Raw genomic sequence first — 19,995 nt, 5'->3', positions numbered from 1 at the left:
CTCGGTATTATGCATTTATTCGAGGGTCTAAAAGTGATTCGATATGCCGTAGTGGGCGCTGGCTGGATATCTCAGACCGCATTCATTCCTGCCGTTTCTTTGTTGGAGAACTCCCAGATTACAGCGATTGTTTCTGGCAGTCCTGAACGTGCCCGGAAATTGGCCGACCAGCATGGTATCAGCCATGTATACGCTTACGAAGATTTTGATGAGCTTCTGAATAGCGACCTTGTCGACGCTGTGTATATCGCGTTGCCGAATCCTCTTCATGCCTCGTTTGCCATCCAGGCTGCCAAGGCTGGAAAGCACGCATTGGTCGAGAAGCCGATTGCCACTTCGTTGCCGGATGCTGACGCCATGATTGCTACGGCGAAAGAATCTGGTGTCTATCTGATGACAAGTTACAGGTTACATCATGACGTCGGCACAATTGCTGCATTGGATGCCATCCGCGATGGCCGTATTGGCGATCCGGTATTCATGTCTGCGACGTTCAGCTTTCAGAGTGACATCGGAAATCATCGCTTAAATATAGAACATTGGGGTGGCCCCCTACAGGATATCGGCATTTATTGCATTAACGCTGCCCGTCACATCTTCGCGGCCGACCCCATCGCCGTCTCTGCGATGAGCAGCCGACGGGCTGAAGACCTCCGATTCTCTAATATCGATGACTCGATAGCTGTCACATTACGCTTCCCTGGAAATCGACTGGCGCAATTCTACTGCAGCTTTGGAGCTTATCCAGTCGACACTTATCGTGTCGTGGGTACTGAAGGCGTTTTGAACATGGATCCGGGCTTCCGTTTCGAGCAGTCGATGTCAATGTCGTTAAAAAGTCGAGACGAAAACGAGTACGTCAATTTCCCTCATTATGACCATTTTGCGGGACAGATTTCTTACTTCTCAGACTGTATTGAGCAAGGTAGACCGCCTCAACCCTGCGGTGAAGAAGGGCTGGTAGATCTGGAGATTCTTTTCGCTATAGAGCGAGCAGCTGCATCAGGGCTGCCGCAAACCCTAGCGGAGAGGAAAAGTCGCCCGCGACCATCATCCGAAACGTTGCGAACCATTAAGAAGTTGATTGCTTAATCCTTACTCTTCATTACATGAAGTTTTTGAGCAAATAATAAACGGAGAAGTTCCTTGTATATCGGAGTACCGTCGGAAACCGCACATGGCGAGACACGTGTAGCGGTGACACCAGACACAGTCAAGCGCCTGGTTGCAGCAGGTCATCAAGTTGTAGTCCAGCGAGACTGCGGCGTGAACTCCTGTATCACTGATAGCGCATTCGAAGCAGCAGGAGCGACGGTAGGTAAAGCGAGCGACGCATTTGGTGCAGAAATTGTACTGAAGGTGGTTGCGCCTAATGACCAGGAATTGGCCCTGATCAACAGTGGCAGTCTATTGGTGGGCATGCTCAATCCCTTCAACAGCGAGTTGATTGGCAAGATGGCCGAGCGCGGCATTACCGCTTTCGCCTTGGAAGCCGCGCCACGCACCTCTCGGGCACAAAGCCTGGACGTACTGTCGTCACAGGCCAACATCGCTGGTTACAAGGCGGTGTTGCTAGCTGCTCATTACTACCCACGTTTCATGCCCATGCTGATGACCGCCGCCGGTACAGTGAAGGCCGCGCGCGTGCTGATCCTAGGCGCAGGCGTTGCCGGCCTTCAGGCGATTGCGACGGCCAAACGCATGGGGGCGGTGATCGAGGCGTCCGACGTACGCCCGGCCGTGAAAGAGCAGATTGAGTCGCTGGGCGCCAAGTTCATTGACGTGCCCTACGAGACCGACGAGGAGCGCGAGTGCGCTGAGGGCGTCGGTGGCTATGCCCGACCTATGCCGGCCAGCTGGATGGCCCGACAAGCACAAGCCGTGCATGACCGAGCCAAGCAAGCCGACATCGTTATCACTACAGCATTGATCCCCGGCCGTCGGGCGCCGATTCTATTGCACAAGGGTACTGTGGCGGAAATGAAGCCTGGGTCGGTGGTCATCGATCTGGCTGCAGCCCAGGGCGGCAACTGCCCGCTGACGGTAGCCGACCAGGTGGTACAGACCAATGGCGTGACCATCGTCGGCCCGACCAACCTGCCGGCCCAGGTGGGCGCCGATGCTTCGGCCCTGTATGCGCGCAACCTGCTGGACTTCATGAAGTTGCTGTTCGACAAGGACGGCGCGCTGCTGATCAACCTCGAAGACGACATCGTCGCGGCCTGCCTGATGTGCCGCGACGGCCAAATTGTCCGCAAAAACGGCTAAGGAGCACGACTATGGAAGATATGCTGATTTCCCATGGCATCTATAACCTGATCATTTTCGTGCTGGCCATTTATGTCGGCTACCACGTGGTGTGGAACGTTACTCCGGCTCTGCACACCCCCTTGATGGCGGTAACGAACGCCATCTCGGCGATCGTCATCGTCGGCGCCATGCTGGCCGCCGCACTTACCGTCACGCCGCTGGGCAAAACCATGGGAACGCTGGCAGTGGCGCTGGCTGCGGTCAACGTCTTTGGTGGCTTCCTGGTCACTCGACGCATGCTGGAAATGTTCAAGAAGAAAACCAAGAACGAGGCGCAGAAGTAACCATGAGCATGAATCTGGTAACGCTCCTCTACCTCGTCGCCTCGGTTTGCTTTATCCAGGCGCTCAAAGGCCTGTCACACCCAATCACGTCGCGACGCGGAAACCTGTTCGGCATGATCGGCATGGGAATAGCCATGCTGACTACGGTGGGCCTCATCTACAAGCTTGGCGCAGAGATCGCCAGCACAGGAATCGGTTACGTCCTCGTTGGCCTATTAGTCGGTGGCACCGCTGGTTCGGTCATGGCCAAGCGCGTTGAGATGACCAAGATGCCGGAACTGGTCGCCTTCATGCATAGCATGATCGGTTTGGCCGCTGTTTTCATCGCCATCACTGGCGTAATCGAACCTCAGTCATTGGGTATCGTTGCTTCCATGGGTGATCCGATTCCTGGTGGTAACCGGCTAGAGCTGTTCCTTGGCGCAGCTATCGGCGCAATCACCTTCTCGGGCTCGGTCATTGCGTTTGGTAAGCTGTCAGGCAAGTACAAATTTCGACTGTTTCAAGGCGCTCCGTTTGTATTTCAAGGGCAATTCAAAACCAACATGTTGGTTCTGTTCACGACCTTCGGTGTAGGCATCATCTACAGCGCTACAGGGTTGATCGACGCCTTCATCTTGATGCTGGTACTCGCTTTCGTACTGGGCGTGCTTCTGATCATCCCAATCGGAGGGGCGGACATGCCAGTAGTCGTGTCGATGCTCAATAGCTACTCCGGCTGGGCGGCGGCAGGTATCGGCTTCTCACTGAACAATTCGATGCTGATCATCGCTGGCTCTTTGGTAGGTTCGTCCGGCGCTATCCTGTCGTACATCATGTGCAAGGCAATGAACCGTTCGTTCTTCAGCGTCATTCTTGGCGGTTTTGGCGGCGATGCCGATGTCGGCGCGACGCAAGGATCCAAAGAGCAGCGCCCTGTGAAGTCCGGCTCGGCAGACGATGCCACCTTCCTGCTGAGCAACGCTGACAGCGTGATTATCGTTCCTGGCTATGGTCTTGCGGTGGCACGGGCCCAGCATGCATTGAAGGAACTGACCGAGAAGCTGACCCACAGCGGTGTGACCGTGAAATACGCGATCCACCCGGTGGCGGGGCGCATGCCTGGGCATATGAATGTGCTGCTCGCCGAGGCCGAAGTGCCATACGACCAGGTATTCGAGATGGACGACATCAACTCCGAATTCGGCCAGGCCGACGTTGTGCTAGTCCTGGGCGCCAACGATGTAGTCAATCCAGCGGCAAAGAACGATCCGAAATCACCGATTGCTGGCATGCCGATCCTGGAGGCCTTCAAGGCCAAAACCATCATTGTCAACAAGCGTTCAATGGCTAGCGGCTACGCCGGTTTGGACAACGAATTGTTCTACCTCGACAAGACCATGATGGTGTTCGGCGACGCGAAAAAGGTCATTGAGGAGATGGTCAAGGCCGCGGCGTAGCAACGTCGTGACTGATAAGGAAAGCCTATCTAAAACCATCGTGAATGGCGATTGGACGCGTTCAGATGGATGGCTGATTATCGAAGACATCTGGCGGCGCTAGATATCAATGCACAGTTACAATTTCTAAAGAAGAGTGTGTTATGAATAATTACAATGGTCGCGTAGTCATCATTACTGGTGCAGGTTCTGGCATGGGGAGGGCAATGGTTGAAGAATTTGCTGCCCGTCAGGCCCTTGTTGTCGCTCTCGATATCAACCTTAAAGCCGCTGAAGAATCGATTTCCAAAATTTCCAATCCTGAATCTGGCTTCGCCTATCGTGTAGACGTCAGCGACCCAGCCAGTGTCAAGGAAGCGGTCGAGGCAGTCATTGCCAAATGGGGGCGTATCGACCTACTTTGCAATAATGCCGGTATCCTTGATGGGCACGCTACGGCGCATGAAGTGTCCGTTGAAGAGTGGAACAAGGTCATTGCGGTCAACCTGACAGGGCCTTTCTTGATGGCGCGTGCCGTCATTCCTCAAATGCTTAAGCAGAAGAAAGGTGCAATTATCAATACCTCCTCGACCTCAGGCTTCAGTGCTGCTGGTGGTGGTACTGCTTATACAGCTTCTAAACACGGCGTAATTGGTCTTACTCGTCAGTTGACATTTGAGTACGGAGCTAGTGGCATTCGCGTGAACACGATCTGCCCTGGTGCAACTGCTACTCCACTTGCGATGGCTGACCCGGTGACCGCTCACTCGCCCGATATGCTGGCGGCACTTGAGAAATTCCCTGCCCGGCGTTGGTGCCAGCCTAGCGAGATCGCGAAACTCGCAGCGTTCCTCGGTGGGGATGAGGCGGACTTCGTTCATGGCAGTGAGTACGTGATGGATGGCGGTTGGCTGGCCGCTGCCCGAGATCCATTCTAATCAAATTGAGTCTCTACTAGCATCTTTGCACGGGTGGACATGATGTTTAGCAAGCGTGAATGGCCGGATTGCGGTGTAGAAGGATTCGAGCGTGCTTTTGTGACCGTCGATGGCACGCGTATGCACTACGTCAGTGGTGGCGTTGAAGACGGTGAGGTGATGGTGCTCATCTGCGGTTTCCCGCAGAGTTGGTACGCCTGGCGTAAGGTTCTACCGGCGTTGGGTAAACACTTCCGCGTCATCGCCCCCGACCTCCCAGGCCAAGGCGATTCCGAACGCCCAGCATCTTGCGATACCTCCAATATTGCTCGTTTGCTGCGTGGGATGCTGGATCAGGTGGGTGTGAAGAAACACTCCCTTATCTCGCATGATCTCGGTGCCTGGGTGAGCTACCCCTATTGTGCGAATTACGGCGACACAGTGACGGGGTGGGCGATTTTGGACTGTGGCATTCCCGGTATCAGCCTGCCTGACAACCTGCCATGGGCCGCCGATGCAGCTTGGCGCACCTGGCACTGTGGGTTCCACAACATTCCGGATCTGCCAGAGGCGCTTCTGGAAGGCCGTGAGCACATCTACCTAGAATGGTACCTGCAACGCAAGTCGGCGAATCCTCAGGTCTTCTCTCAGGAAGACTTTGAAGAGTACCTGCGGGTGTTCAAACTCAATGGTTGGAAAGGGGGGCTTGCCTATTATCGCGCAATGACTCTTTCTGCTGAGCAGAATCGGCAGTTGGCGAAGAAGGGCATGCTAAAGATGCCTGTCTTGGCCGTTCGTGCTGATCAGGGCTCAATGCCTGACCTCGTGGGTGAACTCAAGAAGATTGCTTCGGACGTTACCGGAACTATGGTTAGTAGCGGTCACTATATCCCTGAGGAACAACCCGAGCAATTGGTAACTGAATTGCTTAAGTTTTTCGCCGATCGTTAAGTGAGCGGGCGCCGGTATACCCGGTGCGTACGCGGAGTCAAACCAGTGGTTGTCGATGGCTACTGTTTTGTAGGCTTCTTGTTGTGTCTGCTTGTACCTAGTTTGCTAGGAGCTGTCTGAAAGCGGCTCCTGGCTTTTTTTTGTGGTAGAAATTGGGTCGTAAAGAGGACAAGGCCCTTCATTTTGCATAATTTTGGTGCGGGAGATTAGAGCGTTTCATCGATTTGGCCCGATTGTTAGTTGTGTTAAATAAGGGCGTTGAATCTCGTCAGTAGTTGGCGGCTAGGGTGGCAAGTGCAACGGGGCGACTGCCTCAGCGTAAAGGCTGATAGACAGATAAGAGAGAAGGCTATGGCAGATGTAGGTCAGTTTGAAATCAGTTCTAAGGATGATCCCCGCGTATTACAGGAGCAGTCTGCCGAGGATTATTCAAGGCATGTAGTGCCTTTGGCCGCTCGTTCCAGTCGGTGGAGTCTGGCGATGGCATCCTGGTCTGTGCTGAGCGCATTGTTTTATCTCTACATCAGTGTTGCTGTCGCGCAGGCGGTAGGCTCACGTAGTGCACTCATCGGTATCGGATTGTCAGTAGTATTCTATGGAGTGATAAACTACATCATTAGTCAGCGATCTATCAAAAGTGGTCTCTCCGTGGCATTGCTATCCAGAGGGATATTCGGCAACGTTGGTGCAATTATCTCGTCTTTACTTTTCGCCGTTACCGCTACGTACTACGCGGTATTCGAAGGCTCTATTATTGCTGTCGCGCTGCAGCAGTATTTTTCACCTGAGAGTGACATCCGCTGGTGGTATTTATTGGTAGTCCTGTATGCAATGCCGCTTGTTGTAGGTGGCATCCAGGCATGGATGGATAAGCTCAATGGAGCGTTGTTGCCATTGTACATCGGCGGCCTGCTGCTGATTGTCTTGATGGCCGGTAACCGGTTTGGCTTTTCCGCTGGATTTTTGTCTATTCAGCCATCCATTGAAACTTCCATGCCAGGCTGGCTGTGGGCATTTATTGTGTACATGGGCATTTGCGTCAACATGATGGTGACCGCTGAATTTTCGCGCTTCGGTAAACCGCAGGATGCGAAATTTCATGGTATCGTTACCTTTGGGCCGCTTTTCTATTTTGCCCTTTATGTCATCAATGGCGTAGCGGGTATCTTTATCATGGAAACTGTTTTTCCTGGTTTGAAGGCCAGTGAGCAGGGTATCGCGGAAGCCGTGCTGAAGTCGTCAGGTGTGGTCGGCCTGTTGTTCATCATCGTCAGCCAAACACGTATCAACACTGCCAACTACTATATGGCTTCGTTGAATATGGCTGGTTTCGCGGCTAGAGGTTTTGGTTTGCGGTTGCCCCGGGCCGTGTGGGTTCTCTTTGTTGGGGCGTGCGTTTATTCTTTGATGCTCACCAACGTGTTCAGTTATTTGTTGAAAGCGCTAGCTTGGCAGGGCGTAGCCGTTACTTCTTGGGTCGCGATCCTGATGACTCATTATGCGCTGTATCAGGACACCCAGCATTCTGAGTTCCGTCCAGGTAGGGTCAAAGCAATCATGCCGGGTGCGTGGGCAATTTTGTTCTCTACGGCGGTAGGTATTTCCATCATCGAGTTCGGCGCTAAGGGGGGGTGGTATGTCGAGTTCGCCCCCATCATCATTTCTGCAATCGCAGCATTGAGCTACTGGTTGATTGCCAAATCCGTTCATGGTCGGCCAATTCGCCGTGCCGAAGATCCTAGAAGTGAAGTGGTGGACGTATGGAGCCAGCACATCAAATGCCACGTTTGTGATCGGTCTTACACTGCGATTGAAATGGATTGCGATCCCTCCGCTGGCCAGCAGGCTATCTGCACAGGATGCGCAGAAGGCAATCATGCGTTCCTGCAAGCGGTCAAGCAGGAGTCTCAGGCGCTGTCGAGTCGAACTGAGTCAAGCATCGCTTAAGGTCAAGTGCTAAGCGCCTCTTCCAATTGATCGCGTTGGATTATCGGGGCTGATTTTGAAGCCCCGACACTCGCTGCGTGAGCAGGTGATAAGATTTTTTATCTTAGGCGATCTGCAATCGAAATTGGATATTATCAATCTTTCAGTTCAAAATGTTACCAAAAGAATATTTTATCCCGAAAACCGGCAATCAGTTGGTTTCATTATCGGCCGTTAAAAGGCATTGCTGTGTGAGTGGCTGCCAAGGTAATAGCGACTATGGTTTTTCTCCCTATTTGCTGCTGGATAGAATGCAGGCGGGTAATGGAGATCTTGCGGTCATTTATTAAATCTTTTGAGTTGGCACCTGTCTTGGGTGTCTTGGTTGTAATCTGCCTTTATGTTTGGTGAATGCTAGATCTGCTAGTGAGCACCCCTTAACAATAATTAATCAGAGGCGTGGCGAAATGACTACAGTAGGAAGTTCGTCGAGAGATAAAGTTTCATCGCAGGCACCGCTGTCTGCGCAGTTAGGTGTTAGTTCGATCATCTTTATGGTTCTCGCTGCGGCGGCGCCGTTGTCAGTGGTGGCTGGCCTGGGGCCGGTAGGCATCGCGACGGGAAACGGGATCGGTTTTCCATCGACCTTCATCTTAATCGCTCTGATTCTCTTGATTTTCTCCATTGGGTTTACGGCGATGACGCCCTATGTCCGAGAGTCTGGCGGGTTCTATAGCTACATTCAGGCTGGACTTGGATTCCCCGCCGGGGTTGGCGCAACGTTCATGGCTGTTTATGCCTATGTCGCCATGCAAGTCGGCATGTACCCTTTCGCGGGACTGCTGATTTCCAATTTTCTCGGCGTGTTTGGTCTCAGTGTTCCTTGGTGGGTGATCTCCGGAGTATTGATCGCGACGATCGGTTACCTTGGGTACCGTAATATCGACTTCAGTGCAAAGGTACTCGCTGTATTGCTGATTGCCGAACTGGTGGTCGTTACGATTGTGAGCGTCGCGATTGTAGGGCAGGGCGGAGAAGAGGGGCTGACTCTTAAGCCGTTTACTTTCGACGCCGTGTTTTCCGGAAATTTTGCACTCGGATTGACATTTGCCGTCTCGTCTTTTATGGGGTTCGAGTCGACTGCTGTGTATCGTGACGAGGCCAAGGATCCCGCGAAAACCATTCCTCGCGCCACCTATGGTGCAGTGCTCATCGTTACCGTCGTGTATACGCTTGCTACCTGGGCGTTCGTTGAGGGGTGGGGCTCGCGCGCGGTTTCTACTGCGCTGGAATCAATGTCAGCCGGCAACATGTACCAAATGACTGCTGCACGCTATGTCGGAGATTGGTTGGCTCTCGTTATCAACGTTCTGTTGGTTACCAGTCTTCTGGCGTGCATCCTCTCCTGGCATAACGTGACGGCACGGTATTTGTTTACCAATGGTCGGAGTGGTGCGCTTCCACAGTTCCTGGGCCGCCAACACATGAAGCACCGGTCTCCAGGCGTTGCGTCTCTTGCTACTTCGTTGGTGATTGCATTGCTGACGCTCGTGGTGTTGATAACAGGCCTCGACCCCTACGGCCAGGTGTATTCCTGGTTCTCAGCGGTAGGCGTTATCGGCGTAGTGTTCATGATGTTCGTGGTTTCGATCTCGACATTGATGTTTTTTGCCAAAAATAAGGTTCTGCACGACAAAATCGGCATTATCGTGAGGTTGATTGCTCCACTCACATCGGTGGTGGTTCTCGCTGTTCTAGTCGGCCTGATCATCGTCAACTTTCCGGTGTTGGTAGGGGAGGTGGATGCTCAAGGTTCTCCAAGCCCTGGGCCTGTCACCGCTGTGATATTCGGTGTCGCTGTCATTTCTGTACTCATTGGCTGCGGTTGGGGATGGTGGCTGTATGCGTTTAGGCGTAATACCCTAACCGTCACTCAGGTAGATACAAACGAGGTCGATGAGGTAACCGTTTCCGAGAACCATGCTGGGAGTGTCGTATGATAGCTATTGATCTTCAAGGTTACCGAGCAATCGTCACAGGGGCTGCTTCGGGTATTGGGGCGGCAACGGTCGCAGCTCTAAAAGAGGCCGGTGCCTACGTTATCGGTGTTGATCTAGCTGCAGAGAAGGTAGCTGCTGCCGACGAATTCGTCCGTGGGGATATAACTGACTCTACCGTTCAGAAGGATGTATTTGATCGGCTTGGACAGGCAGCCAAGAAGTCCATCTTGGTGAATAACGCGGGAATAGTACTGCAGAAAACGTTGTCCGAGACAAGTGAAGAGATGTCTCGCAAAGTGTTCGAAGTGAATTTCTTTGCGCCGATGTTACTGACCACCGAGTTTGCAAGGCGCGGTCATGGTGGCGCGATTGTAAATGTTGGCTCTATCTTGAGCTTTACAGCTGAAAAATCCACCGGGATCTACGCAGCGACCAAGGCTGCGATTGCTAACTATACGCGTGCTGCCGCACTAGAGTTCGAAGGACGGATTCGAGTTAATGGCGTATGCCCAGGTTCTATACGAACGCCTATGGGGACTGCGGCCTGGGATGCCGAGATTGATCATGGTGATGGCGAGCGCCGGATGGCCAGTTTGTACCCAGTGGGGCGTCTGGGAGAACCGCGCGAAATTGCAAACGTCATCGCATTCTTGTGCAGTGATTTAGCGAGTTTTGTTGACGGCGCGCTCTGGGTCGTTGATGGCGGGATAACGGCTGCCAATGCTGAACATGGCTTTGATCGCTTGAAGTAATTCTAGAAGAATGAGCCTCTCAAATGAGAGGCTCCTTTCATCTACCTCGCTTAGCGCGCCAATCCGTTGGCTTCATCAATTCCAATAACCGCTTGGTTCTCGCCCGTTGGTAAAAGAGCAACGGGCGTTCGACAGTGCGCAACAAGGTTAAAAATAGATATGGGAATGGGGCAGGCGCGGTCGCAGATTGTCTGAGAAGTTGTGTCGAGTGTACCAAAATGGGGCAGAAATTGGCTTGTTAACTGCTTTAGGATCGTCGGCGTGATCTTGAGGCGTCTGGAATGCGGATTTTGCCCCACTGCTTGTCTCATTTGCTGCGGTTCCTAGCTTTTGGCTTATTACTCAATTTGTTAGGTGACGGCCGATGTGCGGCTGCGAGATCCGAGGGATGTGGCGCCTGATGTATGGTTTCCTCAGATAGAGCGACATGTTCGTTAGCGTTTTTATAGTGCCATCGAAATGGATGCAGATCCCTCTGTTAGCCAGCAGGTTATATGTGCTGGTTGTGCTAGTAAAACAAAATATTCTTGACGTCTGTGAGGGCGGGATCCGAGTTTTTGAGCCGACAGCCTGGGTCAGGTTTGATTTATTACTGATCAAGCTCATTGTTTCAATATTGCTAGATAACCCTGCGGTTCAGTAAAGGGTTGGTAGTGAAGCTAAATAAAAATTTGATTGTTCTTTGGTTTGTCGCTGCCTGCCTTTTTTGCTCGATTGCGCTAGTCCGCTATCGTGTGTGTGCCGCTTGTATTAAGTCTGGGGTGAAATAATGAAGCATAGGGTTTTGATTGTGGGTGGTGGCGCAGGCGGGATTGAGTTGGCGACTCGGCTTGGTAAGGTGCTCGGAAAGCGCAAGAAGGCGACGATTACATTAGTAGATGCAAATTTAACGCATATTTGGAAACCGCTGCTTCACGAAGTTGCAGCGGGTTCGTTGGATCCCAGTGTTGATGAAGTGAATTATTTCGCGCAAGCTAAATGGAATTATTTTTCATTTCAGTATGGTCGCATGGTGGGTCTGGATCGTGTGCGGAAAGTAGTGATGCTCAAGTCCACCGGCGGAGACTTGCGGGAAGTACCTTACGATACGCTTGTTATGGCTGTTGGTAGCCAGTGCAATGATTTTGGCACTGTGGGTGTTCAAGAACATTGCCAATTCCTGGATAGCCGTATCCAAGCAGAAAAGCTTCAGAAACAACTTCTCGCACGCTATATGCGTGCGCATGCTGAAGATGCATCTAACCCCCTCCGAATCGCTATTGTAGGGGCCGGTGCTACCGGGGTTGAGCTGTGCGCAGAGCTGCAGCATGCCGTCCGTGTCATTGAGGGATATGGGCTTCGTCATGCATCCCCGGACATCCTGCAAGTGACCCTGGTAGAAGCTGGCCCGAGGATTCTGCCTGTTTTGAATCAAGATGTGAGCGAGACTGTTCACTCAGGCCTAGCCCAGCTGGGGATTGACGTCCGTGTGAACACGGCGGTAAAGGAGGTGAAGGCTGATGGTGTAGTGCTGGCGGACGGTGGAGCTATTGCCTCCGACATGACGATCTGGGCTGCCGGTATCAAAGCACCTGCATTTCTGAAGGAGTTAAGCGGGCTTGAGACGAATCGGATCAACCAGCTTTTGGTTCGGCGTACGCTCCAGACAACCGAGGATGACTCAATCTTCGCCATAGGTGATTGTGCGTCCTGTCCATTATCCGATGAGGGAGCAGGCACTGTGCCTCCTCGAGCACAGGCTGCCCATCAACAAGCCGAGATGCTGAGCAGAAGCCTGGCCCTCCGGATTGCTGGCAAATCGCTGCTCAAATTCAGATATGAAGACCGAGGGACATTGATATCAATGGCGTCCTTCAATGCAGTAGGAACGCTGACTGGACTGCTTGGTCGGAAAAAGCTCACCAAAGGTCTTTTTGCAAGGATGTTATATATGTCACTTTATCGGCTTCATCAGGTAGCGCTGTTTGGTGCGCCAAGGATGCTGCTAAAGGCATTCTCTGAATTGTTGCAGCGGAAGACCCGGCCGAGGCTCAAGCTGCACTGAAATAGAGATTGAGTGTAGCGTAAGTGTTGGTTGCAGATGATGTATGAGTTTGCTGCAGTAGTGTGAGTGCTACTGCGGCAAACGTTTAGTTGGCCAATTGCTTCGGGGTGTTTCGTTTAATTGTCAGCTGTATTCGGGTTCGATAGATCGTCTCTCCTCAATGGACTTGCGCGCTGCATCCATAATTACAGCTGCGTCATAAGCATCGCTCAGGGACGAGAGCGGTGCACGTTTGCCAGTGAGGCACTCCTCAATAAAGAACTTTTGGATTTGGTAGAAACTATCCCAATACGTGCCGTCATCCCAGAACGGAAGTCTTGCATTCACAAATTTTGTCGTATCCCATGGCACTACTGAAGAACCATTTTTGCCGATAATCTTGAAGTATACAGACCAAGGGTCACGGCTACAGTCATCGGCTGAAAAGCTGCCCCAAAGATTCGCGATGTTGCCATTTGGATACTCTGCGATGATCATTAATTGATCGTGTGCTTGCGGGTCATCGAAATGGACATTAGAGCCTGTGGCAAATACTCGCTCCGGTCGTCCCAGGAAATACAGCATACAATAGATGTGATGAACCATGAGTTCGCTCATGGTCAAGTCAGGTGCGCCAATTTCAGCAGGATGACGCTTGTTATAGATTGCCCAGAAATTAACGATTTCTCCGAGGTGCCCGGCATCTATGTGGGCGCGAACACGCTGCATTGTTTCGGCATAGACATAGTTATGCGACGGTATGCACAGGCGGTTGACGCTGCGCGAAAGTATCTCCAGCTCGCGGATTTGATTAGTATTCGTGCAAATTGGTTTTTCGATCAGTACATGCTTTCTCGCGAATAGAGCTTCCTTGGCGAAGTGAAAGTGCGTTTCTGCGTTGGTACAGATCACAACCGCATCGATGCCAGAATCATCAAGCAAGGCTTCCGGAGTCGGGTAAAGCACACCTCCAAACCGCTCTTTGAACACAGCTGCTTTACTGGGCGTTCTACCCCATCCGCCGACGTAGGCGGTGGGGTCAATTTCCTTCAGCGCAGTGACATGAAGTTCTGCGACGTTGCCTAAACCGATAATGCCGATTTTCATCTGTTATTCTCAATACTTGATGTCGACAGGTTGGTCAGATACTAGAGATTCAGCGGCAGCATCCGCGATCAGTTGAGCAAATAATCCATCAGCAGCGTTCGGGGTAGGCGATGTACCAGTGGACGTGCAGTGAACAAAGTGCTCCATTTCTGCGAGGTATGCAGGGCCAAATCTCTCCAGGAAAAATGGCTTGGCGACAGGCATGGTGAAACCTACACTTGTCGCACTTTCAACTGGGCTTTCATGAATGTTTGTAACTCTCAGCATACCTTTGGAACCATGTGCTTCGAGTCTTTGGTCATAGCCATAGCTAGCACGTCTCGAGTTGGAGATTTGACAGATTTTTCCAGACTTGGTCATAAGTATTGCTACAGCGGTGTCAACGTCACCCACGTCTTTAACCGCTGGATCTACCAGCGCTGATCCTGTGGCAAACACCCTGGTAGGATTTTCACTTAATAAGAAACGCGCCAGGTCAAAATCATGGATCATCATGTCTCTGAAGATCCCACCAGAGCCTTTCAGGTACTCGACCGGAGGTGGAGCTGGGTCGCGGGACGTGATGGTGACAGTTTCCAGCTGGCCGATTTCACCCGCAGCTAGGCGTTTCTGCAATGCGCCAAAGTGCGGATCGAACCGTTGATTGAATGCGGTCATAAACGGCACGCCGGTGCTTGAGACCTTTGCGATGCACTGACGAACCCGATCCGAAGACATGTCGATAGGCTTTTCACAGAAAATAGACTTTCCTGCGTCTGCCAGAGCATGGATAAGATCGAAGTGAGTCGGGGAGGATGTCGCTATCACAACCGCATCTATGTCTTCTGCCCGAATGATTCCTTCGATTGTCCTGGCTTCAACATTGAAGCGGCTGGCACATGTGTCAGCTGCTGCGGGGATGGCGTCAGCTACCGCTACAAGCTTGGCGGATGCAATCTGCATTAGGCTTGCCGCGTGGACATTTCCGATTCGACCGCATCCTAGAATACCTACTCTGAGCATATCGCTATCTCTGTCTTGTAGATTGTTGATTTGAAGACGGCGAAAGAAGAGTGGCAGCGAGCACTATCACGGGCGAATCGTATTTTTCTATAAGTCGTGAAAACTAAAAGTTATCAGCTTGGAATGTTTGTCCTGGATATTATCTATATTTAAAGCTCTAGTCAGGGCCATCTAGAGTGCACAAGATGGTCGTGGTTCATAAGGAGCCGTGGCAGTCATCCCGTATGACACATTTTCACTGTGGCGCTCGTGTTTTTTAACCCGTTGCTGATCTGGTCAATGCTCTGAACCGGAAATCAGGTCATGCTGGCACGTTTTGAGGGATCACTGTCTCAGTTTGGCACAGTTACGTCCGCTATGTGGGGATAGTCTATCGATTCGGTAGGCAGCTCCCTTGGCTAAGCGTTAGAACACGAGAGCTAAGTAGTCATAATGCAGACCTGGCTGGGCCTCATGCCTCGGTTGTGGAGTTGGTATAAATAAAAATAGAAACTATTTGAGTCTTTTGCCTCTCATTTAGCAATTCACTGATTAGGTGCTCAAGGCCACTGCTGATGGATTAACTGTCGGTTCGGAGTTGGTCTGTTTGCTTGCGTTGTCGCTTCTGTGGTTGTAATTGCTCTCTGAAAACTAACAAAAATTATAGTTGGAGATATGTATGAAGCATGCTTTTAAGATGGCGTCTATTATTTTGGCGGCAGTTGCGCCATGGTCGGAAGGCAATGCGATTGAGTTGAGCAAGGATTTCACGCTAGCGGTTGATGCTGGGTTGTACAGCCAGTACTGGTCTCGCGGTATGTCTCAGACCCTGGGGGATCCCGCTATCCAAGGGGCAGTTACTCTGATTCATTCCAGTGGCTTATATGCAGGGGTTTGGAGTTCCAATGTTGATTTTGGGCACGGTAGCAAAGCCCGGCAGGAGATTGACTACTATCTGGGGTATTCGTGGCAAATTGCTGATAAAGTGACTTTGGATTTGACTTATCTGGAGTACGAATATCCTAAGCAAGGTGATCTGAATTACAGCGAGTATTATGCAAAGCTCAATGCTTATGGATTCATCGCTGGTGGTTACTACTCTGATGACCTATGGAGCAACCAGAGCATGCTCTATAGTTTCGTTGGGTATGAGACTACGTTGCCGGGTGATGTTGGCTTCAAGTCTCGGTATGGCCTGGCTGATTATAAGGATCCAGTGTTTGTCTCTGGAGATGGTAGCGCTCGCAATAAGTACAATGAGTGGCAGGTCGAATTCAACAAGGAATTCCTAGGAGTTAAGTGGTCGATCAGCTACGCTGATAGCGATTTGTCTAAAGCGGAGTGTATGAATTTCGCTGGGTTTGATGACATTTGCTCTGCCACAGTGGTTGCCGGGGTTAGCAAATCTTTCTAAGGATCATGAGGTGTTCAGCAGCCTCTTAGCTGATTTCCTCAGTCTACTTCGAGAAAGGAGGCAGGTGGTCGCCTCCTTTCAAGCGCCGACACGCTTTTCTTGGCTGCTTCACCGTAACGGGCATCTAAGTCCTCGTTGCTATTATATTAAGGGACGTGCCGACCTAAAGATCATTGCGGCTGGGGCAGGTGGATGAAGGCGATCCTGTTTTGGCATCAATAGTATTCGGACTTTTATTTTTAACTGGGTATGTATTTTCTGTTAGAGTTCTGCGCCAAAATTTTATGGCTTTCGTTAATATGCCGGATTTCAGGTTGAATTTACAAGTGCGCCACTTACAGAAACTAGAGACAACCCCCCAAAGCATAGAGGAACAAGTCCCGCAAGGGCAGCGCTACCTAATTTATAGGTTCCTGCCAATTTCCCGTTAGTTAAAATTCTTAGCAAAGCGCCCGCTGAAAAAAACTTAATAGAACCATGCCGACATTGCCTATGGTCAAACTCTGGGCGCTTTTTATCGCCGGGGTGCGAGACAGCCAGTTGGACAGCCCGATGTCTGTGATAAGGTACAAAGAATACGACGCGTAGCGTGGGTGACTGTCAATAGATAGAGCTAAAAGCATAATCACCTCGTGACACCCAGGCCGTCTAATTCCCAAGAAACTACAAGTGTGTTTTGTATAGATAGCTAGCTATTATTTGTCGATTCAAACTACTGGGACTATTCATGCAGTTATTTATTTCATTGAAAATATTGAAGGTTACCTTTCGTTACCCTCGCTCCGTTATACCCCTTTAATGGGTAAAGGTAAATTTTTGTCCCGTCAGGTATATTCCATGTTTGATTATAAGCCTGATCTGGGATAGCAACCCTAGTGTGGCTATCGGCAAATTAAGTGATTAATCTAATAGCGTATTTTAGTATCCTTGACCTTTTGGGAGGTCTGTAAGACCATCCCCGCTAACTGGGGGATGGTTGCAGGTCGAATCTGCTCTATTGAGCAGTGAATCCGCCATCAATTATGTGTTCGGCACCTGTAATGTAAGCCGCCTCGTCTGAAAGTAGAAAGAGAACGAGTGATGCGATCTCTTCCGGTTGCGCGAACCGCTTAAGTGGTACAGAGTCCGCTGAATATCCCTTATCGGCTATCATTGGTGTTTCGGTATCACCAGGGTGAACACTGTTCACTCGGATTTTATACTTTGCCAAATCGAGGGCGGCGGCCTTCGTCATGCCACGTACTGCAAATTTGGTGGTCGTGTAGGCAAAGAAATTAGCGTACCCCACGATCCCCGCTGTGGAGGAAACCGTAATGATTGATCCCCCTCCATTGCGTCTCATGGAAGGGTTCACACTCTTCATGCCCAAAAATGCACCGGTTTGCATGATGTCAACGAGCTCTTGGAATGCCTGCAGTGACGTCTCTTCAATTCCCATCTCAAGCAAAACGCCCGCATTGTTGACCAAGCCATGCACGGGGCCCTCAAAAAAAATCTCTGCTTCTGAGATGAGGTGACGCCACCCTTGCTCGTTAGCCACATCGAGTTCGACATACTTTGCTGCAGAGCCAAATTGATTGACGAACTCTTGCCCACGGGTGACGTTTCGACTGGCGGCTATCACTTTCGCACCTTCCTGCACAAAGCGTGAAACTTGTGCAGCGCCCATACCACTTGTCCCACCTATAACGATGATATTCTTCCCTTCGAGTCTACCTGGCATTGGTACTGCCTCATATTGGAATGGTGTGCAAGTTTGAGCGATAGGCAGGGTATAAACGCTGAACTCATCGCTCGCCTAACAAATGTGCGTTAGCAATCTAAAAAGGCATTTATCGTGCCAATCAGAAGAGCGCTCGCAATTTAGTGGTGGGATGCATGGGACGGCCGGTGTAGACACCTCAGGTCAGCTTTTTGCCATAGACCGATGATCGTGTCGTATTGTTGGGGTGGTATGCGAAATGGCAGCTTGTTACAGATGGTGCCTGATAGTGCGTGGTGGGAAGATCTGCAACAGTAGCTTGAGCGAAAGGGGCAATGAGAGATGCATACGGTGGTATGCGTCTCTCATTTGCAACGTGCTGAATACTGGTGTCCGGTATGATTACATAAGGTGCTGATTGAACCAGCCCAATGCCTCGCGTTTCGCTTGCGCGGCATGTTTTACATAGGGGTCGAAGTGGGCATCGGGAAGCATGACCAGCTTTTTGGGTTCAAGGGCTCTGCTATAGGCTGCAATCGCCAAGTCTGTTGGGGTGACAGAGTCCTTTTCTGCGACCAGCATCAGCAACGGAGTAGGGCTGATTCGATCGATGAGTTGACCGGGTTCGTATTCACTCGCTTTTTCGCTGGATCTCAGCGTAACGCGGTTATCCCAGCCCTCTGCAAGCGTCCATGCTGCGCTGAAGAAGTCTTCCGCGCCATCACTGGAAAAGATGCCTGGTTCGCCGTTCTGGGCAATGACCTTGCGATATCTTGGCTCCTTGCCTTGATAGCGGGCCGCTCGATCGGCTTGGAACGCTTGGAATACCGAGTGGATGTTTACTCCTGCACGTCGTAACAGGTTTTGGTAACCGCTGATTGTGGGCACCTGAGATACGACACAACCCACTCGGCGATCCAAAGCCCCCATTGTGATGGCATGGCCGCCACTGAAGCTGGAGCCCCAGACGCCGATTCGAGAGGCATCGACTTCGGGACGCTGCGTCAACCAGGTCAGCACTTCCCTCATGTCCTCAATCTGCTGCTGAGGGATGATTTCCCCGCGCACCTGACCGCCGCTCTTGCCAAAGTTTCGGTGATCGTAGAGAACTACGACATAGCCAGCTTCGGCGAACGTCTCTGCGAATTTATCGATATAAAGCTCCTTGACTGCCGCGAAACCGTGGCTCATCAGGATGGCAGGTGACAGTGTTTCGGTCTGTGGCAGGTAGAGCCATCCATCGAGCTCCACGTCATGGACGGGAATTTTGTGAGACTGGCGGATGTAGCTGTGCATGATGAAGATCTCTAGCTTGGGATATGGCTAGGATCGTAAATCCGTCTCGAGACGGCTTCTCCCTGAGGTAAGCCAGCTTCTTTCGCCAATCAGCCAAGCGTGGATTTGAAGTCGCGCGGGGAGCTGCCCATCAGCCGTCTGAAGGCCGTGGAGAAAGCGCCTGCAGAGTCATACCCAAGGTCTGCAGCAATTTGAATGATGGCCTCGCCCTGATTTAGGCGAGGTAAGGCTGAGAATACTCTGGCCCGCTGACGCCACAGAAGAAAAGACATGCCGAGCTCCGCTTGGAACAAGCGGGATAAAGTCCGCGTCGATGCTCCTACCCATTGCCCCCAATCGTCCAAGCTGCGCGGATCACCTGGATTTTGTAGTAGCGAAAGGCAGATTTTTTGAAGGCGGCCATCCTTAGGCATCTGTAGCTTGAGGGGGATCTCATACACCCAACGTATCTCATCCAATAGCAGTTGCATGTGATGAAACTCGCGACTTGTCGGGAGGGTAGAGCTGGATATTGGTTCTGCCCGCAAAATGAGTTCACGAAGCAGAGGGCTTACGACCAAGCTTTGTGGTGCAGATGGGAAGTCGGAAGTGAGGAGCGATTCATGCAGGTAGACCGTGCGTAAGTGAACGTTTCCACGTGCCTTGAGCTGATGTTGTACCACCGGCGGCACCCACAAAGCTTGCTGGGGGGAGATCATCCAGAAGCCCTCGTCACATGTGAGCTCCATTACGCCTGATGTTGCGTAGATGAGCTGTGCTCCGTCGTGCCAGTGCTCATGAAGTCGATAGCTGTCTGCGTAGTCGCGAGCGACTGATCTGAGGCGTTCCTCTGGTGCTTTGAACGCAGGAACATAGCAGGAGGGGGAGACTGTTTCGATCATGGGGTGACACTGTAACGGTAAGCGTTAGCAGCG

At 51.5% G+C, this 19,995-nt stretch carries 17 protein-coding genes; 11 read left to right on the top strand and 6 right to left on the bottom strand.

The annotated features are described in order from the left end of the window. Nucleotides 1–9 precede the first annotated feature (9 nt). The 9 genes from PspTeo4_RS11300 to PspTeo4_RS11260 all read left to right on the top strand — a co-directional run bounded on the left by PspTeo4_RS11300 (nt 10) and on the right by PspTeo4_RS11260 (nt 10,558). Nucleotides 10–1,092, top strand: coding sequence for a Gfo/Idh/MocA family oxidoreductase (locus PspTeo4_RS11300; protein ID WP_322363833.1), 1,083 nt, complete (start codon nt 10–12; stop codon nt 1,090–1,092). A gap of 54 nt (nt 1,093–1,146) precedes the next feature. Next, complete coding sequence (locus PspTeo4_RS11295; RefSeq protein WP_322363832.1) at nt 1,147–2,268, top strand: Re/Si-specific NAD(P)(+) transhydrogenase subunit alpha; 1,122 nt, start codon at nt 1,147–1,149, stop codon at nt 2,266–2,268. A gap of 11 nt (nt 2,269–2,279) precedes the next feature. Further along, nucleotides 2,280–2,594: an NAD(P) transhydrogenase subunit alpha gene (locus PspTeo4_RS11290; RefSeq protein ID WP_322363831.1), complete on the top strand. Its 315-nt coding sequence runs from the start codon at nt 2,280–2,282 to the stop codon at nt 2,592–2,594. A 2-nt stretch (nt 2,595–2,596) separates the two neighbouring features. Continuing rightward, on the top strand, nt 2,597–4,033 hold the full coding sequence (locus tag PspTeo4_RS11285; protein WP_322363830.1) for an NAD(P)(+) transhydrogenase (Re/Si-specific) subunit beta: 1,437 nt from the start codon (nt 2,597–2,599) through the stop codon (nt 4,031–4,033). A 143-nt stretch (nt 4,034–4,176) separates the two neighbouring features. Continuing rightward, nucleotides 4,177–4,950 carry an SDR family oxidoreductase gene (locus tag PspTeo4_RS11280; protein ID WP_322363828.1) on the top strand — a complete coding sequence of 258 codons (774 nt, stop codon included), beginning with the start codon at nt 4,177–4,179 and terminating at the stop codon, nt 4,948–4,950. 39 nt (nt 4,951–4,989) lie between these two features. After that, nucleotides 4,990–5,880 carry an alpha/beta hydrolase gene (locus PspTeo4_RS11275; RefSeq protein WP_322363827.1) on the top strand — a complete coding sequence of 297 codons (891 nt, stop codon included), beginning with the start codon at nt 4,990–4,992 and terminating at the stop codon, nt 5,878–5,880. Between the two features lie 351 nt (nt 5,881–6,231). Continuing rightward, complete coding sequence (locus PspTeo4_RS11270) at nt 6,232–7,827, top strand: allantoin permease (protein ID WP_322363826.1); 1,596 nt, start codon at nt 6,232–6,234, stop codon at nt 7,825–7,827. Between the two features lie 446 nt (nt 7,828–8,273). Then, nucleotides 8,274–9,806 (top strand): APC family permease, encoded by a 1,533-nt coding sequence (locus PspTeo4_RS11265; protein ID WP_322363825.1) that lies wholly within the window; start codon nt 8,274–8,276, stop codon nt 9,804–9,806. Beyond that, on the top strand, nt 9,803–10,558 hold the full coding sequence (locus PspTeo4_RS11260) for an SDR family oxidoreductase (RefSeq protein WP_322363824.1): 756 nt from the start codon (nt 9,803–9,805) through the stop codon (nt 10,556–10,558). The genes PspTeo4_RS11265 and PspTeo4_RS11260 overlap by 4 nt, the downstream gene beginning before the upstream one ends. 50 nt (nt 10,559–10,608) lie before the next feature. On the opposite strand, the gene PspTeo4_RS11255 is transcribed toward PspTeo4_RS11260, so the two are convergent. Beyond that, nucleotides 10,609–10,869 (bottom strand): hypothetical protein, encoded by a 261-nt coding sequence (locus PspTeo4_RS11255; RefSeq protein WP_322363822.1) that lies wholly within the window; start codon nt 10,867–10,869, stop codon nt 10,609–10,611. Nucleotides 10,870–11,327: 458 nt separating this feature from the next. On the opposite strand from PspTeo4_RS11255, the gene PspTeo4_RS11250 reads away from it, so the two are divergent. After that, nucleotides 11,328–12,602: an NAD(P)/FAD-dependent oxidoreductase gene (locus tag PspTeo4_RS11250; RefSeq protein ID WP_322363821.1), complete on the top strand. Its 1,275-nt coding sequence runs from the start codon at nt 11,328–11,330 to the stop codon at nt 12,600–12,602. Between the two features lie 123 nt (nt 12,603–12,725). Here PspTeo4_RS11250 and PspTeo4_RS11245 read toward each other — a convergent pair whose 3' ends face one another. Next, complete coding sequence (locus PspTeo4_RS11245; protein ID WP_322363820.1) at nt 12,726–13,688, bottom strand: Gfo/Idh/MocA family oxidoreductase; 963 nt, start codon at nt 13,686–13,688, stop codon at nt 12,726–12,728. Nucleotides 13,689–13,697: 9 nt separating this feature from the next. Further along, nucleotides 13,698–14,690 (bottom strand): inositol 2-dehydrogenase, encoded by a 993-nt coding sequence (iolG, locus tag PspTeo4_RS11240; RefSeq protein WP_322363819.1) that lies wholly within the window; start codon nt 14,688–14,690, stop codon nt 13,698–13,700. 658 nt (nt 14,691–15,348) lie between these two features. On the opposite strand from iolG, the gene PspTeo4_RS11235 reads away from it, so the two are divergent. Further along, on the top strand, nt 15,349–16,083 hold the full coding sequence (locus PspTeo4_RS11235; RefSeq protein ID WP_322363818.1) for a TorF family putative porin: 735 nt from the start codon (nt 15,349–15,351) through the stop codon (nt 16,081–16,083). 994 nt (nt 16,084–17,077) lie between these two features. Here the strand turns inward: PspTeo4_RS11235 and PspTeo4_RS11230 are convergent. The 3 genes from PspTeo4_RS11230 to PspTeo4_RS11220 all read right to left on the bottom strand — a co-directional run bounded on the left by PspTeo4_RS11230 (nt 17,078) and on the right by PspTeo4_RS11220 (nt 19,962). Continuing rightward, nucleotides 17,078–17,806, bottom strand: coding sequence for an SDR family oxidoreductase (locus PspTeo4_RS11230; RefSeq protein WP_322363817.1), 729 nt, complete (start codon nt 17,804–17,806; stop codon nt 17,078–17,080). Between the two features lie 381 nt (nt 17,807–18,187). Further along, the gene (locus tag PspTeo4_RS11225; protein WP_322363816.1) at nt 18,188–19,081 is read right to left on the bottom strand and encodes an alpha/beta hydrolase; all 894 of its coding nucleotides are present in this window, start codon (nt 19,079–19,081) and stop codon (nt 18,188–18,190) included. A gap of 89 nt (nt 19,082–19,170) precedes the next feature. Next, nucleotides 19,171–19,962, bottom strand: a complete 792-nt coding sequence (locus PspTeo4_RS11220; RefSeq protein WP_322363815.1) for a helix-turn-helix transcriptional regulator — start codon at nt 19,960–19,962, stop codon at nt 19,171–19,173. Nucleotides 19,963–19,995 lie beyond the last annotated feature (33 nt).

This window comes from Pseudomonas sp. Teo4 (assembly GCF_034387475.1).
GTDB lineage: Bacteria > Pseudomonadota > Gammaproteobacteria > Pseudomonadales > Pseudomonadaceae > Aquipseudomonas.
This window is presented reverse-complemented; position numbering and strand designations above follow the sequence as displayed.

Coding starts and splice junctions, on each gene's coding strand:
- PspTeo4_RS11230 (WP_322363817.1), bottom strand. CDS start 17,806: ATGCCAGGTAGACTCGAAGGGAAGAATATCATCGTTATAGGTGGGACA.
- PspTeo4_RS11275 (WP_322363827.1), top strand. CDS start 4,990: ATGATGTTTAGCAAGCGTGAATGGCCGGATTGCGGTGTAGAAGGATTC.
- PspTeo4_RS11250 (WP_322363821.1), top strand. CDS start 11,328: ATGAAGCATAGGGTTTTGATTGTGGGTGGTGGCGCAGGCGGGATTGAG.
- PspTeo4_RS11255 (WP_322363822.1), bottom strand. CDS start 10,869: ATGAGACAAGCAGTGGGGCAAAATCCGCATTCCAGACGCCTCAAGATC.
- PspTeo4_RS11285 (WP_322363830.1), top strand. CDS start 2,597: ATGAGCATGAATCTGGTAACGCTCCTCTACCTCGTCGCCTCGGTTTGC.
- PspTeo4_RS11260 (WP_322363824.1), top strand. CDS start 9,803: ATGATAGCTATTGATCTTCAAGGTTACCGAGCAATCGTCACAGGGGCT.
- PspTeo4_RS11290 (WP_322363831.1), top strand. CDS start 2,280: ATGGAAGATATGCTGATTTCCCATGGCATCTATAACCTGATCATTTTC.
- PspTeo4_RS11235 (WP_322363818.1), top strand. CDS start 15,349: ATGAAGCATGCTTTTAAGATGGCGTCTATTATTTTGGCGGCAGTTGCG.
- PspTeo4_RS11300 (WP_322363833.1), top strand. CDS start 10: ATGCATTTATTCGAGGGTCTAAAAGTGATTCGATATGCCGTAGTGGGC.
- PspTeo4_RS11270 (WP_322363826.1), top strand. CDS start 6,232: ATGGCAGATGTAGGTCAGTTTGAAATCAGTTCTAAGGATGATCCCCGC.
- PspTeo4_RS11225 (WP_322363816.1), bottom strand. CDS start 19,081: ATGCACAGCTACATCCGCCAGTCTCACAAAATTCCCGTCCATGACGTG.
- PspTeo4_RS11280 (WP_322363828.1), top strand. CDS start 4,177: ATGAATAATTACAATGGTCGCGTAGTCATCATTACTGGTGCAGGTTCT.
- PspTeo4_RS11220 (WP_322363815.1), bottom strand. CDS start 19,962: ATGATCGAAACAGTCTCCCCCTCCTGCTATGTTCCTGCGTTCAAAGCA.
- PspTeo4_RS11245 (WP_322363820.1), bottom strand. CDS start 13,688: ATGAAAATCGGCATTATCGGTTTAGGCAACGTCGCAGAACTTCATGTC.
- iolG (WP_322363819.1), bottom strand. CDS start 14,690: ATGCTCAGAGTAGGTATTCTAGGATGCGGTCGAATCGGAAATGTCCAC.
- PspTeo4_RS11265 (WP_322363825.1), top strand. CDS start 8,274: ATGACTACAGTAGGAAGTTCGTCGAGAGATAAAGTTTCATCGCAGGCA.